This window comes from Acidicapsa dinghuensis (assembly GCF_025685685.1).
GTDB classification, from domain to species: Bacteria; Acidobacteriota; Terriglobia; order Terriglobales; family Acidobacteriaceae; genus Acidicapsa; species Acidicapsa dinghuensis.
On sequence record NZ_JAGSYH010000004.1, the window covers coordinates 879,669 to 896,550 of the forward strand.

At 54.4% G+C, this 16,882-nt stretch carries 11 protein-coding genes; all 11 read left to right on the plus strand.

Going from position 1 to position 16,882, the window contains the following annotated elements:
- The first annotated feature begins 7 nt into the window (after positions 1-7).
- Positions 8-496, plus strand: a complete 489-nt coding sequence (locus OHL22_RS14580) for an Lrp/AsnC family transcriptional regulator (protein WP_317890900.1) — start codon at positions 8-10, stop codon at positions 494-496.
- A 392-nt stretch (positions 497-888) separates the two neighbouring features.
- Positions 889-2,859, plus strand: a complete 1,971-nt coding sequence (locus OHL22_RS14585; RefSeq protein WP_263338732.1) for an enterotoxin — start codon at positions 889-891, stop codon at positions 2,857-2,859.
- A 259-nt stretch (positions 2,860-3,118) separates the two neighbouring features.
- Positions 3,119-5,539: an alpha,alpha-trehalose-phosphate synthase (UDP-forming) gene (locus OHL22_RS14590; RefSeq protein WP_263338735.1), complete on the plus strand. Its 2,421-nt coding sequence runs from the start codon at positions 3,119-3,121 to the stop codon at positions 5,537-5,539.
- A 44-nt stretch (positions 5,540-5,583) separates the two neighbouring features.
- On the plus strand, positions 5,584-6,420 hold the full coding sequence (locus OHL22_RS14595) for a trehalose-phosphatase (RefSeq protein ID WP_263338738.1): 837 nt from the start codon (positions 5,584-5,586) through the stop codon (positions 6,418-6,420).
- Positions 6,421-6,626: 206 nt separating this feature from the next.
- Positions 6,627-7,988 carry an MFS transporter gene (locus tag OHL22_RS14600; protein ID WP_263338740.1) on the plus strand — a complete coding sequence of 454 codons (1,362 nt, stop codon included), beginning with the start codon at positions 6,627-6,629 and terminating at the stop codon, positions 7,986-7,988.
- Between the two features lie 82 nt (positions 7,989-8,070).
- Complete coding sequence (locus OHL22_RS14605) at positions 8,071-10,017, plus strand: YjhG/YagF family D-xylonate dehydratase (protein ID WP_263338742.1); 1,947 nt, start codon at positions 8,071-8,073, stop codon at positions 10,015-10,017.
- Between the two features lie 52 nt (positions 10,018-10,069).
- Positions 10,070-10,867, plus strand: a complete 798-nt coding sequence (locus OHL22_RS14610) for a fumarylacetoacetate hydrolase family protein (protein ID WP_263338744.1) — start codon at positions 10,070-10,072, stop codon at positions 10,865-10,867.
- Positions 10,868-10,911: 44 nt separating this feature from the next.
- On the plus strand, positions 10,912-12,483 hold the full coding sequence (locus OHL22_RS14615; protein WP_263338747.1) for an aldehyde dehydrogenase family protein: 1,572 nt from the start codon (positions 10,912-10,914) through the stop codon (positions 12,481-12,483).
- A 240-nt stretch (positions 12,484-12,723) separates the two neighbouring features.
- Positions 12,724-14,232, plus strand: a complete 1,509-nt coding sequence (locus tag OHL22_RS14620; RefSeq protein ID WP_263338749.1) for a GH39 family glycosyl hydrolase — start codon at positions 12,724-12,726, stop codon at positions 14,230-14,232.
- 11 nt (positions 14,233-14,243) lie between these two features.
- Positions 14,244-15,587: a glucoamylase family protein gene (locus OHL22_RS14625; RefSeq protein WP_263338751.1), complete on the plus strand. Its 1,344-nt coding sequence runs from the start codon at positions 14,244-14,246 to the stop codon at positions 15,585-15,587.
- Between the two features lie 171 nt (positions 15,588-15,758).
- Positions 15,759-16,841, plus strand: a complete 1,083-nt coding sequence (locus tag OHL22_RS14630) for a LacI family DNA-binding transcriptional regulator (RefSeq protein WP_263338753.1) — start codon at positions 15,759-15,761, stop codon at positions 16,839-16,841.
- Positions 16,842-16,882 lie beyond the last annotated feature (41 nt).

Below are 16,882 nucleotides of genomic sequence, written 5' to 3' on the forward strand. Positions count from 1 at the left end.
AACTCGAATGATTCAACAACCCGTGCGAATGGATTCAACCGGATGGAAGATCCTGGAGCTATTGCAAAAAGATGCGCGGATTTCCTTCGCAGAGTTGGGACGTAAGATTGGCTTGTCGACGCCTGCGGTTGCCGAGCGCGTGCGGAAACTGGAAGATGCCGGCGTAATAACGGGCTACCACGCAGCGCTGAATATCACAAAGCTAGGTTTGCCTATTCGGGTGTTGATCCGCCTCACGATTCATGGAGGCGATCTGCAGGTGAAGCGAGCGATTGCTGTAATCCGCGAGATGGCCGAGGTGGCGCGATGCTATCGGGTAACAGGGCAGGAGTCATTTGTGCTCGAGGCTGATGTGGTTTCTGTACGGCACCTCGAGGAGCTGATCGATAAGCTTTCGTCATTGGGAACAACGGCAACTTCAACAGTACTGTCGTGTCCGGTGGAGCGGCGAGAGTATTGCCGCGTGGAGATCGAAAAGCTGGAGAAGCACTTGTGATTCATGCCACGAATATTCGGTTTTTGCGCAAGTAGAAAGGTCTTGCGCTTGATAGAACAGATGTTTCCTGACCATGTCCTGGCGACGATTCCTTTCGTCGCGAAACACGATTTTCGTAAGCACCTGCTACGCGGTAGCTGTTGTATTCATGGTCTAAGATCGCAGATATGGCTTGCAAAATGAGATGAAAATGATGTGTGCCTCCCGCGACCGGACGAATGCGATATAGATTTATATGCGTTGCAGGAAAACCGGGCCGACGGTGCTGTTCGTTAGCGATGAGATAACCAAGAGCTTTCCTCGATATGTGAATAAGCCTCAACCGATTTTGAGTATTGAAAGGAAAACCAGTGTTTAAGGGATCGCACTCACGACAAGCAGCATTGATTTCAATGCTTGCGCTTGCTTACTGCAGTCTTGGCTGGGGGCTGGGTGCGACGCCAAACGATGTTGCTGTGCACGTCGACGGTCCGCGTGGTGGGGTGATTGCGGACCATGCGATTTCTGCTGAGTGGAAGATCGAACAAGGACATATTACGACGCTGGTAATACACGGGCTCAAGGAAGAGGCTTCGCTCAAGACGCGTGAACCGTTCTCTCTGGCTATTCATGGAATTGGAGTGTTGCGCACCGAAGATTTTTCAATCGCAGGTAAGCCCTCTGTAGAAGCGCTTGAGGAGCAGCCCAACGCTTCGCGGCTTTCAGATCGTTTGCCGGGAAGCGTTGTGCGATTTGCCCTGACAGACGGATCGGTACATGTGGAATGGTCATTAATCATGCGCTCCGCATCGGAGTATGTGCGGCAGGAGCTCACCGTTGATGCGGGTGACGCGCCCTTAATGCTGGGCGGCGTGCGAATGGTTGATTTCGATGCGCCAGAAGCGATGCTTACAGGAACGGTACTGGGTACTCCGATCATTGCAGGCAACTACTATCTTGGGTTTGAATCTCCGCTCTCAGAGAGCAGTGTGGTACACGGACATGCAGTATGCGAACTGCATCGTGGAGTGCCGGTTCCAGCAGGCCAGACTGTCACATATTCGGCAGTGATGGGCGTCGCACCTTCAGGACAGATGCGGCGCGCGTTTTCCGCGTACGTAGAACGGGAGCGAGCGCATCCATACAGAACATTTCTGCATTACAACAGCTGGTTTGATATTGGGTTCTTTACGCCGTACACACAGGCAGACGCGCTCAACCGAATTCATGCAATCGGTGAAGAGCTGCATGTAAAAAGGGGCGTAACGCTAGACTCCTATCTCTTCGATGATGGATGGGACGATCATAACGATTTGTGGAAGATCCGCAGCGACTTCAAGGATGGCTTAACACCGCTGAAGGAGGCAGCCGCTCAGTATGGGACTGCGCCAGGAATCTGGCTTTCGCCGTGGGGTGGTTACGGACCAGCGAAGAAGGAGCGAGTGGCAACGGCTAAACGCGACGGATATGAGATTGTGAATGGCGGCATGGCCCTCTCTGGCCCGAAGTATTATCAGCGTTTTCACGATGCGGTGATGGAGATGGTAACGCGCTACGGTGTTAACCAGTTCAAATTTGACGGCACGGGCAACGCGGATCAGGTCGTGAAAGGAAGTCAGTTCAGCAGCGACTTCGATGCAGCGATTCATTTAATAGAAGATGTGCGCAAAGTAAAGCCGGATATGTATATCAACCTGACGACGGGGACCTATCCCTCGCCGTTCTGGTTGCGTTATGCGGATTCGATCTGGCGCGGTGGCGACGACACGGAGTTTGCCGGAGTGGGAACTGACCGCGAGCGATGGATTACGTATCGAGACGCTGATACGTATAGCGGCATCGTGAAACAGGGTCATCTATTTCCGCTCAATTCACTGATGCTGCACGGAATCGTGTTCGCACAGAAAGCACCACATCTTGAGACAGATCCGGGACATGATTTTCGTAACGAAGTGAGATCGTATTTTGGAACTGGAACACAACTACAGGAGATGTACATCACGCCGTCGCTATTGAGCAGTGAAGATTGGGACGTGCTGGCAGAAGCTGCAAAGTGGTCGCGGAGGAATGCTGAGACGCTGAAGGACACACACTGGATTGGCGGTGATCCGCGATGGCTTGAGGTATATGGATGGGCTGCCTGGTCGCCCGAAAAGGGTATTGTCACGCTGCGAAACCCCAGCGATAAGCCGCAGACGTTTGTACTAGATGTGGCAAAGGCGTTTGAGCTGCCAGCGGGAGCACCGGGGCATTTCGTGGCCAAGAGTCCATGGCGCGACGACGCAGCCAAGCCTGCAATAGATATGTGGGCGGGGCATCCAACAGCGATAGAGCTAGCTCCGTTCCAGGTAATGACACTGGAAACCGTTCCGCAAATGAATTGAATGGAGTATGACGCAGCGGTCGCGCGAGGACTCTTCAGAGCCGTTGTTTCACTTCACTAAGTCACCTGAAATCAATCGACTGCGACGAGGAAGCTCATTCGTTAAAATCTGCATCTAATAGAGTTGGTAGCAGGAATTTTTTCGGGGATCCAATGCATATCTAATGCGCGGGAGCAAGATGCGCGCAAACAGGCGCAAAACTAAGAAATAAAGATTTCGGGACCGCGCACAGGCGCGGCCATTTCCAGAGGAGCCATGCATGCACTTCTTTCGACTACGTCTGGTCGCGGCTCTCCTGGTGGGCATAACGCTTATCTCCGTAGGCTCAACGTATTTTGATGTGCTAACGCATAAGCACAATCTGTCTACGGACTTGGAGCGGCGCACAAAGTGGTACGGGGCGAGTCTGCAACCGCAAGTCGAACAACAGATGACGATGGCCCATCCGGAGGCCGTTCCGCAGCTTCTGCAACGGCTTCGGCTATATCCCGATCAGCCAGGCCTCGCGGTGTATGACACACATGGACAGCTTGTAGCAGCCACGGGCAATGTGACGCCATTGCGCACGATATCTCAGAATTTTTTGAAGCGGCCATTAACCGAGGGCAAGGAAATTGCCGCGTTTGTGAAGTTTCCTCCGAGGGGCTTGCTATCGCTAGCCTCAGATAAGCGCTCGGCAGAGCCGGCAGGCTATGGTCCGGTGCGGCTGTGGTATGAATATGCAATCCCTCTGCATAATGGACAACTTACGGTCGGCGCGCTAGTCATGGTGGCCGATGCCGACTATATCCGCCAGGCCAGCGTGGATGTATGGCGACGCAGCTTCCTCAACATTGCAGCGATGGTCATTCTGGTTGTTGTAGTGACACTGCTGATGGTGCGGTGGTTCCTGCAGGAGCCTGTGACACGCGCGGCAGAGTGGCTGCGGCAGTTGCGCCAGGGTAAGGTGCATATTGGCGAAGCGGCAAAGGAGTTTGGTTATCTTGTTCCGATTGCAAATGAGGTGACTTCGTTGGCGGAGCACCTAACGAAGGCGCGTGCCGCAGCGGAAACCGAAGCGCGACTGCGCGATGCAGCAGAGCATGTGTGGACAGCGCATCGGCTGGCAGTGCATGTACGCGAGAAACTGGGTAACGGTAAGCTATATGTGGTGTCGAATCGTGAGCCTTATATGCATGTGAAGCAATGCTCGACCGTGGAATGCGTTGTACCCCCCAGCGGGCTGGTGACGGCGCTCGAACCGGTGCTACAGGCATGTGACGGGACGTGGATTGCACATGGAAGCGGCAGTGAAGATGCAGCGTTTGTGGATGAGCATGATCATCTGCGAGTGCCGCCGGACGATCCACGGTACACGTTGCGGCGCGTGTGGCTCAGCGAAGAAGAAGTCTCCGGACACTACGAAGGATTTTCAAACGAAGGGCTTTGGCCCCTGTGCCACATGGCGCATACGCGACCAATCTTTCGTGTTCAAGACTGGGAGTACTACCAGCAGGTGAATGCAAAGTTTGCAGAAGTGCTCGTGGAAGAGATGCGCGATACTGAACATCCAGTGGTGTTCATTCAGGATTACCACTTTGCGCTGTTGCCGCGGATGGTGAAGAATCTGCGACCGGATGCGCGGGTAGCAATCTTCTGGCATATTCCGTGGCCGAACGCAGAGGCTTTCAGCATTTGCCCGTGGCAGGCAGAGTTGCTTGATGGTCTGCTGGGTGCGGATGTAATAGGGTTCCACATCCAGTCACACTGCAACAACTTTCTGGACACGGTGGACCGCACGCTGGAAGCAAGAACAGATTGGGAGCAGTTCAGTATCCTGCGCGGCGGCCATACTTCCCTGGTGAAGCCGTTCCCGATCAGCGTAGCGTGGGACGAGCACATGACAGAGCAGGCAGAAAACGTGCATCACGGAAGTTTGAATGGCGCGGGCCTGAAGAAGGATGCGGAGGACTCGTGGAACCGGCTGCCTGACAGCGATGAGCGACTGCACAGCGACTTGCATCGTGAGCTTGGAATTGAAGGCAAACATCTGCTTGTCGGCGTCGACCGCATGGATTACACAAAGGGTATTGTCGAGCGGTTGCTGGCGGTGGAGTATCTGCTGGATGAGCATCCTTGGTATCTAGAAAAGATTGTCTTTGCACAGATTGCAGCGCCTAGCAGAACCCGCGTGCCGAGCTACATCGCGTTAAAAGCGCAGGTGGAAGAGACGGTAGAGCGAATCAATCGCAAATTCGAGAAGTCGGGCTGGAAGCCTGTGATTCTGATTGAACGACAATGCAGTCATAAAGAAGTAACACGCTATTACAAGGCTGCGGATATCTGTCTGGTGACGTCATTGCATGACGGAATGAACCTGGTGTCGAAGGAGTTTCTTGCGGCGAGATCAGACGGTGACGGCGTATTGATCCTGAGCCGGTTTGCAGGTGCGGCGCAGGAATTACGCGATGCACTGACGGTGAATCCGTACGATGTCAGACAAGTTGCAGAAGCGATACGCACCGGGCTGGAGATGAGTCCCGGTGAGCGGCGGCTGCGCATTGACCGCATGCGCCAGCAGATCAAAGAACACAACGTGTATCGTTGGGCTGCAATGGTATTGACCGATGTATGCGCGGTTCGAATCGAGGGTGAAGTGCTTGCTGATCCCGGGCGTCACCAGCATCCGGTAACAGCGTAAGGCTTCTTTATTCTGCGTATGATCCATATAAGATCGATTTGCGAATGACAACCTTACTTGAGACACAGATGCAGGTCGCGCCTGAAGCAGAGGAATCGACGAAGCGGTTAGACGCTTTCTTTTCAAAACTTTCCAGGGCGTCCGAAAGTGCCTTGCTGCTGGATTACGATGGCACGCTGGCTCCATTTCGAGTAGATGCTTCAAAAGCACGGCCCTGGGCAGGCATTGAGGCGCTGATTGAGGCAATTCAAGAGTGTGAGGGGGCGCGCGTCGTATTTGTGACGGGGCGCCCCGCGCATTCGGCGGCAAGACTGTTGCAGTTGAAACGCAAGCCTGAGATATGGGGACTGCATGGAGCTGAACATCTGTTGCCGGACGGAACGCTGGAACGCATGCTGCAGGCTGAGGTAGCCATGCAAGCCATAGAAGACGCGCGAGAAGCGATTGAAGAAGCTCATCTTGGATTTCGCGTCGAGCATAAGCTGAATTCTGTGGGAGTGCATTGGCGCGGAAAAGCTTTCGAATCGTCGAAAATCGCGCAAGAGCAGGCATGGGATCTGATGCGGCGATACACACATATCCCCACGGTCAAGCTGCTCAGATTCGATGGTGGATTCGAGCTGCGCGCCGGCAATCATAAGGGCGATGCGGTGAAAGCGATCCGCGCAGAACTTTCGGATGATGCCGCTGTTGCCTACCTGGGCGATGACACGACTGACGAAGATGCATTTGAGGCGCTTGGCGATGAGGGCCTCAGCGTACTGGTGCGGAAGGTGTGGCGATCTACGGCAGCTCAGGCATGGATTAAGCCCCCTGAGGAGTTGCGGAGATTTCTCAACCGATGGAAAAGAACTGTCTGCTCTCAAGCCTCCACAACCTGAGCGTTTTTACTATGTAGAATGCCGGCGTTCCGCGGAAAGCTAAAGATGTTTACAAGAGTCTGGCCAGCCGAATAGAGTAAGTGCGTTAGATCCTTCTGAAATAAAGCGATTTATACGCGGATACGGCGGCACTTCTTCCCAGTGGTTTCGGGTGAATCACGAGAGTTGCTTACGCTTCCTTACCGTTCTCGCAGCTGGAGGTGAAATTGGCAGACGAGCTCTCTTTGCCGGCGGCCTCGACTGCGCCTCTGGCGAGTTCAGAAGAACTAAATCGAACTTTAGCCGGCCCCGATGCACAGAAACGGTGGCTGTTTCTGTTGCCTGTTGTTTTCATCACCTACAGCCTCGCGTATCTGGATCGCGCGAATTACGGCTTTGGAGCGGCGGCGGGGCTCGCTCAGACATTGCATATTTCAGGTTCGCAATCAGCATTGCTGGGCGCGCTGTTCTTCCTCGGATATTTTCTGTTTCAAGTGCCAGGCGTAGCGTTTGCGCGTAGACGCAGCGCACGGGTACTGGTTTGTATCGCGTTGATCAGCTGGGGTGTGCTGGCTGCGCTGACGGGAGTGATTCGCAACTTCTGGTTGCTGGCGGCGGACCGGATGTTGCTGGGGGTCGCCGAGAGCTTCATCTTGCCGGCGATGCTGAACTTATTGACGAGCTGGTTTACGCGCGCAGAACGGTCACGCACAAACACGCTACTGATTTTGGGAAATCCGGTCACAGTGTTATGGATGTCGGTGGCTACCGGATACTTGATTCGCGCGGTGGGATGGCAGATGACGTTTGTACTCGAAGGAATCCCTTCGGTGCTGTGGGGCGTGATCTGGGTGATGGTAGTGCGCGATCATCCGCACGAAGTGCATTGGCTCGATAAAAGTACATGTAACGCTCTTGAAGACCAGTTGAATCGAGAGCAGTGGATGCTGCCGAAAATAGGCAGCTTTGCGGAAGCTCTGAAGCACCCCAGCGTAGCGCTGTTGAATGTGCAGTACTTTTTCTGGAGCATTGGCGTGTATGGTTTTGTGCTGTGGTTGCCAACTGTGATTCAAAAGGGCGCAGCAAAAGGGATTGCGATTACGGGGCTGCTGAGCGCTGTGCCGTATCTGTTCGCGATTGTGCTGATGCTGCTGGTAGCGTATTTCTCTGATCGCAGCTTTCGAAGGAAGCGGTTTATCTGGCCGTTTCTGGTGATTTCAGGAGCAGCATTGTTTGGCTCATTCATGATGGCGGGCGTAAGTTTCTGGTGGGCATATATGTTCCTGATTGTGGCTGGAGGAACAATGTACGCACCCTATGGCCCATTTTTCGCCATCGTTCCCGAAATCATGCCGCGCAATGTTGCCGGTGAGGTAACAGCGCTGGTGAATAGCTGCGGCGCATTAGGCGGCTTTGCAGGAACGTATCTTGTCGGCGTGCTGGAAGCGAAAACAGGCAACGGGCGCGCGGGATTTCTGGCTATGTCGATTTCGCTGGTGATCTCCGGAATCATCATCTACGCGTTGAATACGGCCTCACGGGACACGCTGTCGACGATGCCGCCTGGGCTGCAAGAGGCGCAGCATTGATATGCCGCGCGGGACTAGGCGCGCAATCGTCCAATAGACTGCAAATGGGAGCTCGCGAGTTTTGGCCATTCATGTAAGAGAAGTGCTCGAAACAGAAGGGTTGTCCTTCGACGCTGTGCGAACGCATGCGGCGGGGCCAGCAGGGCAGTTGCCGATTACGCCGGAGATGCTACTGCATCAGCCATCGGGAAATCTGTTTGGTCTGAGCCTGAATGTGGGCATGGGGTGGAATCCAGCGAAGCTGCTGGGACCGGAAGTGCTCATACTAAGCACGCATGGCGGGCTGCGTGATGCAGATGGCAAAGCGATCGCGCTCGGCTTTCATACTGGACACTGGGAAGTCGGATTGCTGGTAGCCGAGGCTGCGCGACAGCTTGCAGCGATGGATGCTGTACCGTTTGCTGGAGCGTGCACCGATCCCTGCGACGGGCGAACGCAAGGAACCACAGGGATGTTCGATTCCCTGCCCTACCGCAACGATGCAGCAGTGGTGCTGCGGCGGCTGATGCGTTCTCTGCCGACACGGAGAGGCGTGATCGGCGTCGCGACATGCGATAAGGGATTGCCGGCGATGATGATGGCGCTGGCTTCGGCCGGAAGTATTCCCACCGTTCTGATACCCGGCGGGGTGACGCTTCTGCCAGAGCACGGGGAAGACGCGGGCAAAGTGCAAACGATTGGAGCACGGTTTGCCCAGGAGCAGATCACGCTCGAATATGCAGCAGAGGTAGGCTGCCGCGCGTGCGCGTCGCCAGGCGGGGGATGTCAGTTTCTAGGGACGGCCGCAACTTCGCAGGTAGTGGCCGAAGCTCTGGGTATGGCGCTGCCACACAGCGCGCTGGCTCCATCGGGAGATGCGATTTGGCTCGACGCGGCGCGGCGTTCTGCGACGGCCATATTGCGATTGCTCGTTTTGGGCATAGGCACTCGTGATGTGCTGACGCAGGCCGCATTACACAATGCGATGACGGTACATGCGGCGTTTGGCGGATCGACAAATCTACTGCTGCATGTGCCAGCAGTGGCACATGCAGCAGGGCTGCAACGGCCTGCAGCCGCTGACTGGGCACATGTAAACCGGCAGGTTCCACGACTGGTGGATGCTCTGCCGAATGGGCCGGTTGGATTTGCGACGGTGCAGGTATTTCTTGCCGGCGGTGCTGCCGAGGCGATGCTGCACCTTAGACGCATGGGGTTACTGGACTTGCGTGCGATGACTGTGACAGGCCAGACGGTGGGCGAGAACCTGGATTGGTGGGAGCAAAGCGAACGCCGGCAGTTGCTGAAGAAGACGCTGATGGAACGCGATGGCATTGATGCAGATGATGTGATCATGAATCCAGACCGCGCAAAATCGCGTGGGTTGACTTCAACAGTCTGTTTTCCGATTGGCAATCTCGCGCCCGAGGGTTCTGTAATCAAGAGCACCGCGATCGATCCTTCCGTGGTCGGTGCAGATGGAGTCTACCGGCATACCGGTCCAGCGAAGGTCTTTGTGACGGAAGCAGCAGCAATCGAAGCAATCAAAAACAGCGCAATTGCCGCTGGAGACGTAATGGTGCTGATTTGCAGCGGGCCTGCGGGTGCGGGAATGCAAGAGATTTATCAGATCACGTCGGCGTTGAAGGCGCTGCCGTTTGGCAAGCACGTGGCCGTGCTGACAGATGGGCGGTTCAGTGGCGTATCGACAGGGGCATGCATTGGGCATATTTCTCCAGAGGCGTTGGCGGGCGGCCCGCTCGGAAAGATCGTCGACGGGGATTGGATTGAGATTGTGATTGATCGCGTGACGCTGCACGGGACAGTGAATCTTGTCGGGACAACGCAGCGAACGTCGAATGCCGAGGAGGGAGCTGTAGAGTTGCAACGAAGACCGGCGCGAAGCGATCTCAGGCCGCATCCGGAACTTCCGAACGATACGCGGCTGTGGGCGGCACTGGTACAGGCGAGCGGTGGTGTGTGGGCTGGGTGCGTCTACGATACCGATGCTATTATCGCCGCGCTGCACAAAGGAATCGGAAGACAGTAGAGTGAAATAGGGGGACGAAGCTTTGATTCTCTATCAGACGAAACACGGTTTAATGCTGGAACAAGATAGCAGCTATTTTGAACTGGAAGAAAGCTCACTGGATGAATTGCTGGCGCTGGATGATCTGGCGGGGTTTCTGAATACTGTGGCAGCATCAAACAATGCAGTCACGAGCGATGCGATTGAGGATCTTGTGGCGCCAATTGAGAGCCAGGAAGTATGGGCTTCAGGCGTGACGTATAACCGCAGCCGCAGCGCTCGCATGGAGGAATCAAAGGACGCGGGCGGCGGTGATTTTTATGATCGTGTTTACACGGCAGAACGACCAGAGTTGTTCTTCAAAGCGGTCGCTCACAAGGTTGCTGGACCTAACAGCGAAGTGTGCATTCGCAACGATGCGAAATGGTCTGTTCCAGAACCGGAGCTCGCGCTCGTGATCAATCCGCGCGGAGAGATCGTTGGTTACACAATTGGGAACGATATGAGCTCAAGAGATATAGAGGGAACAAATCCGCTCTATCTGCCGCAGGCGAAAGTGTATGACCGGAGTTGTGCGCTGGGACCAGGTATTCTTGTGCGGTCAGAGCCCATGCCGGCCGAAACTCGAATCGCTCTGGAGATCTGGCGTGAAGGGGTTATTGCATTTGCCGCCGAGATTCTGTGGAGCGAGATGCGGCGCGATCCGAAGTCTCTCGTGGAATACCTCTATCGTGATCAGAGTTTCCCGTATGGGAGCTTTTTGTTGACAGGCACGGGTATTGTGCCCCCCGATGACTTTACGCTCGCGCATGGTGACGAGATTCATATTTCGATTGATGGCATTGGCACGCTCGTAAACACGGTAGCTTAACGATTGCAATGCAATATTGCTTGATCAGAGTTTGGAGACAATAGATGAGCGTGGCGCGCATTTTGATTCATGGTAAGTGGGTAGAAGCCGAAGCGAGCTCCTTTTTTCGTGCGAACAATCCGGCAACCGGTGAAGCACTTGCAATGCAGTTTCCCGTGAGCAAATGGGAAGACTGCGAACGGGCGCTCGCTGCTGCTGCTTTTGCTGTAAAGGAACTACACGATATCGCACCTGCAAAGATTGCAGCGTTTCTGGAAGAATATGCCGCGGCGATTGAAGCTGCTGCGGATGAGATCGTGAAGGCAGCAAATGAAGAAACTGGGTTGCCCGCCAGTCCGCGCTTGAAAGATGTGGAACTGCCACGGACGACGAACCAATTGCGGCAAGCCGCAGCGGCCGCACGCGAGGAATCGTGGAAGCAGGCAACGATCGATACGGCGCGCAATATCCGCTCATCCTTCGCGGCGATTGGGCCTGTGGTTGTGTTCGGGCCGAACAACTTTCCGCTGGCGTTCAACGGCATCAGTGGCGGAGACTTTGCTGCGGCGATCGTCGCAGGAAACCCGGTGATTGCGAAGGCACATCCGCTACATCCAAACACGACGAGGTTGCTTGCCGAACAGGCGCAGATGGCAGCCGATGCCACTGGAATGCCAAAGGGCTTGGTGCAATTGCTGTATCACGTGAGCAACGAAGATGGATTGAAGCTGGTAAGCGATGCTCGCGTGGGTGCAATAGGCTTTACCGGAAGCCGCAATGCTGGCATCCATCTAAAACGCGCTGCGGAAGAAGCCGGCAAACCTATCTATCTTGAAATGTCGAGCATTAATCCGGTGATCTTTTTGCCTGGCACGCTGGAAGAGAACGCCGAAGTTCTTGCGAAGGAACTTGCTGATAGCTGCCTTGCTGCATCTGGGCAGTTCTGTACGAGCCCGAATTTGATCTTGCTCTGGAATGGCCAGACGAGCGAGAAATTTATTAGCACTGTAGCGGCAATCTTTAATGAGCGAGCGCCGCAGCCGCTATTGTCGCAGAACGCGCCGCATCAACTGTCGTCAGGAACCAAGGCGTTCATCGATGGCGGAGCGCAGTTGGTGACTGGTGGCAAGAATGCTTCAGGGCCGGGCTACAGGTTTACCAATACGCTATTGCGAACAAGCGGCAAGGATATGCTTGCCAAGCCGCATGAATTGCAGCGCGAAGTGTTTGGCAATGTCACAATGATTACCACGGTTAGCGATGAGAAGGAACTCGCCGCGATATTGGAGAAAATGGAAGGAAATCTCACAGGGACCATCTACTCGGCGAAGTCGGGCAAAGACGATGCAGTATACGCACGAATCGAGTCGACGCTACGCCAGAAGGTAGGGCGGTTGCTGAACGACAAGATGCCTACTGGCGTTGCGGTAAGTCCGGCGATGAATCACGGCGGTCCGTTTCCCGCAACGTCGCATCCTGGGTTTACGTCTGTTGGCATTCCTGCATCGATTAGCCGCTTTGCAATGCTGCAATGCTATGACGGAGTGCGCGAAGGGCGGCTTCCGGAAATTCTGCGTGACAAGATCAAGAACTCGGAGACATGGCGATCGATAGACGGTGCGTGGGTGCGCGGGTAAAAAGTAAAGTCTCTACGAGATTCTTGACCACTCATTGTACTCACAATCATCGTATTAACGATGGGCGAATCGGCATGAACCACTAGGCTGTTCGTACTACCCTTCTCTCAGTTGACAGTGTTGAGAGAAGAGTGGTATCAACAGATTTGCGCAAGCGATTGCGCATTGATATTTCTGAGATTTCCTCCTCTCTTAATTGTTTCTTCCATCTATCGCCCGCCAGGAAGGATCGTGGCTCTGATGTCAGCGACTGGTAAGTTTTCCGTTGCGACTTTGCTCTTAGCCTTCTGCTTTTCAGCACATGCGCAAGAAGAGGTGCGGACGATTGATGTACACGCGTCAGTTTCACCATTGCCTCACTTTTGGGAGGCCGTCTTCGGATCGGGGCGTGCCAATCTGTCACTGCGTGAAGGGTATCGGAAAGACCTGACCGAAGTTCACGACCATGTCGGTATGCGCTATGTGCGGTTTCACGCGATTTTGCATGACGAGAATGGAGTGTATGACGAGGATGACAAGGGGCAGCCGATCTACAACTTCACTTATGTAGATCAGATTTACGATGGGTTGCTGTCTCGCGGTGTACGGCCGTTTGTGGAGATCAGTTTCATGCCAAAGAAATTGGCTTCGGATAAGGATGCGATTCATCCTTTCTGGTATAAGCAGAACGTCTCGCCGCCAAAGGATTATTCGAAGTGGGACGCGCTGATTCGCGCCTTTGCACAACACCTGGTAGATCGCTATGGCATCGATGAGGTGGGCCAGTGGTACTTCGAAATATGGAACGAGCCGAATATAGACTTCTGGGCAGGGAAACCGAAGCAGGCGACCTACTTTGAGTTGTACGACCATACGGCTCGTGATCTGAAGGCGGTAAGCCCGCGGCTGCGCGTGGGCGGCCCCGCGACGGCTGCGGCGCATTGGATCCACGAATTCATCTCTCATGTAGCGCAGGAGCACACACCAATCGATTTCATCTCAACACATGGGTATGCGGATGACACAGTCGAAGATATGTTCGGGATGAACGAAGAAATTCCAATGCGCGACCGTGTGTGCCGAGCGATCCAGATGGTACATGGGCAGATTGCGAAATCGGCTCTGCCGGAGCTGCCTTTGTTTTGGACGGAATGGAATGTTCCTTCGTATGGCGATCTGAATGCGCGCGACAGCTGGTATGTCGGTGCGGCGCTGGCGAAGGATGTACATGACTGCAATGGATACGTCAGAGAAATGTCGTTCTGGACCTTTGACGATGTCTTCGAAGAAGGTGGACCGCCCAGCGATCCGTTTCATGGAGGCTTTGGTCTGATTACAGAAGATGGCATCAAAAAGCCTAGCTTCTATGGATTCTCATTGCTACACGAACTGGGGGACGAACGGTTGAAGAACGCCGCTGACGATGTGATCGTGACGCGGCGCAAGGATGGAGCACTGGTGATTGCGCTGTGGAATCTGCTTGATCTGGACCGCGCAAAGGATGGCAAGGATAAGACAGTGCGCCTGGAATTTGAAGGCTTGGCCGACAATCAAACAGCAACCATTGAGCGAACAGATGAGAAGCATGGCAATCCTCTGCCAACATATCAAACGATGGGCAGTCCACAGTATTCAACACAAGTACAGATCGCCAGAATGAATGAAGCATCTTCCCTGCCTGCACCGGAGCAGGTGCAGTTGAAAGGGAGAATCCTTGACGTGAGCATACCGGTAAATGGACTGGCGATTGTAACCATTCGAGTAAAGTGATGGAGGCCAAGATGCGAAAGTACGAACAAAAGAGAGAAAACTCACTGATGCGGTTAACTCGCCGTCATGCGCTCGGATTGATCGGAGGAGTGGCGGCTGCATCCGTGCTGGCAGAGCATGCGGCGCTGGCGGAAATAACACCTGAGGAAGCAGTCAAGGCTTATCGGTTGACACATGAGGATGAGACTTTTCTCGACGAGATGCAGCGGCGCGCGTGTATGTTTTTCTGGGATCAGGCCAGCTCGATCACCGGACAGGTGTTGGACCGGGCACGGAATGATTTAGCTGCGGGAACGCGCGATCCCCGCCGAATGGCAAGCATTGCGGCGACCGGATTTGGGCTGACGGCACTGTGTATTGCAGACCGGCGCGGATGGCTGCCACACGCAAAGGTTGTTGAACGCGTGCGCGCGACGCTGCAATGGCATGCGGAGAAATTTCATCAGGAGCATGGATTTTTCTATCACTTCACGGACATTGAAAATGGGACACCGTTTCCGGGTTCGGAGGTTTCGTCGATTGATACATCGCTGCTGTTGTGCGGCGTATTGACTGCGCAGACATATTTTCAGGATGACGCAATTCACAAGTACGCGACCCAGATTTACGAGCGCGTGGACTGGCCGTGGATGTTGAATGGCGGCACGACGTTTTCGATGGGATGGTTCCCGGACAAGGGATTTCTGGATGCACGCTGGGTTCATTACTGCGAATTGATGATGATCTATCTGCTGGCGATTGGATCTCCGACGCATCCAGTGGACCCGAAGACCTGGGAAGCGTGGACGCGGCCAGTTATTGACTACAAAGGATTTCATTACATCAGCGGCAACGATCCCATCTTTACACATCAGTACTCACAGGCATGGTTTGATTTCCGCAACAAGCATGACCGGCATACCAACTACTTCCGCAATTCGGTGGCCGCTACAAAGGCTCATAAAGCGTTCTGCCTCTCGATGCCGAAGTGGTACTCGGAGGATTACTGGGGTATCAGTGCTTCGGATTATCAAGGCGGTTATACCGCGTGGGGTGGTCCGCCACCGCAAGGGCCGATTGATGGAAGTGTAGTACCCAACGCGACGGCTGGATCACTCGCTTTTGTGCCTGCGGATTGCCTGCATGTGCAGAAGGCCATGAAGGAAAAGTGGGGAAAACTAGCGTGGGGCCGGTATGGATTCTGCGACGCGTTTCATCCAGAGGCAAACTGGTATGACCCCGACGTGCTGGGGATTGACCTCGGCATCTCGGTAATCATGGCGGAGAATCTGCGCAGCAGTCTCGTTTGGGAGACATTCATGCGCAATCCTGAAGCAGTAGGAGCGATGAAGAAAGCTGGATTTGTCGCGGGTTAAACGACTATCCATACGACCGTTTGTCAGCCAGGAACAAATGCAGTTGGGATAGAATTGCAGCACACAAGACGAACTACTCTTGACCGCCGTGCTGTTTGCGTAAGTGATCCGCCTTTTTGACGTGGAAAGATACGCCAGCGATCGCGGCGATATGTATTCAGAAATAATTCGATGAAGAAGCCTCTGCTGAATTTCGGTCCATCCAAGAAAATTACGGAGAACGATAGCGCCCCGGTGAAGCGACGATCGATCGCACTGAAGGAGCTCGCTGCATATCTTGGCCTGTCGCAATCGACTGTTTCGCGCGTTATTAACGGTGAAGCGAAAGCACATCGCATTGCTGAGGCTACGCAGAAGCGAGTACTGGAAGCCGCAGCGCGATTTGGCTATGAGGCCAACATCATTGCGCGCAGTCTGCGGCAGAAGCGAACATTTACCGTGGGTGTGCTTGTTCCGGAAATCAGCGAAGGCTATTCGACGGCGGTGCTGGCTGGAATTGAAGATGGCCTGTTGAAGGAAGGCCTGTTCTATTTCGTGGCAAGCCATCGTCATCATGAGGATTTACTGGAAGCGTATCCGAGGTTGATGATTTCGCGAGCTGTGGATGGAATCATCGCGGTCGATACGAAGATCGGCGAGGATGTACCGGTTCCAGTAGTGGCAGTTTCTGGTCATTGGCACAATCAGCATGCCGTCAGTGTGGAACTGGATCATCGCATGGCCGCACATCAGGCATTGGAGCACCTGCAGAAGCTGGGTCATAAACGAATTGCATTTATCAAGGGGCAGGCGTTCAGCTCCGACACAAGCCGGCGTTGGAAGGCCATACGAGACGTGGCAGGAGAGCTCGGCATTGCGATCATTCCAGGGCTGACGGTTCAGTTGAAAAGCCCAGAGCCGGGACCGGAGCCGGGACATCTGGCGACACAGGAATTGCTGGCACAGGAAGTTCCATTTACGGCGCTCTTCTGCTTCAACGACATGACTGCGTTTGGCGCTGTCAGTGCTCTTCGCGAAGCGGGTCTGCAGGTGCCGCGTGACGTTTCCGTAGTGGGCTTCGACGATGTATTGTTTGCTACATCAAGCCATCCACCACTGACGACTATTCGACAGCCACTGCGCCAGATGGGCCAGATGGCAGCGAGCACGCTGCTAGGAATGATTCGAGGCGATGGAGAAATGACAGCCGGATCGGTGATCACTGTGTATCCGGAGCTCGTGGTGCGAAGGTCTACAGCACGCTTGCAGCACTGATGCGAGTTTGCCGCCACGAGGGTGACACTACAGTTGCTTTT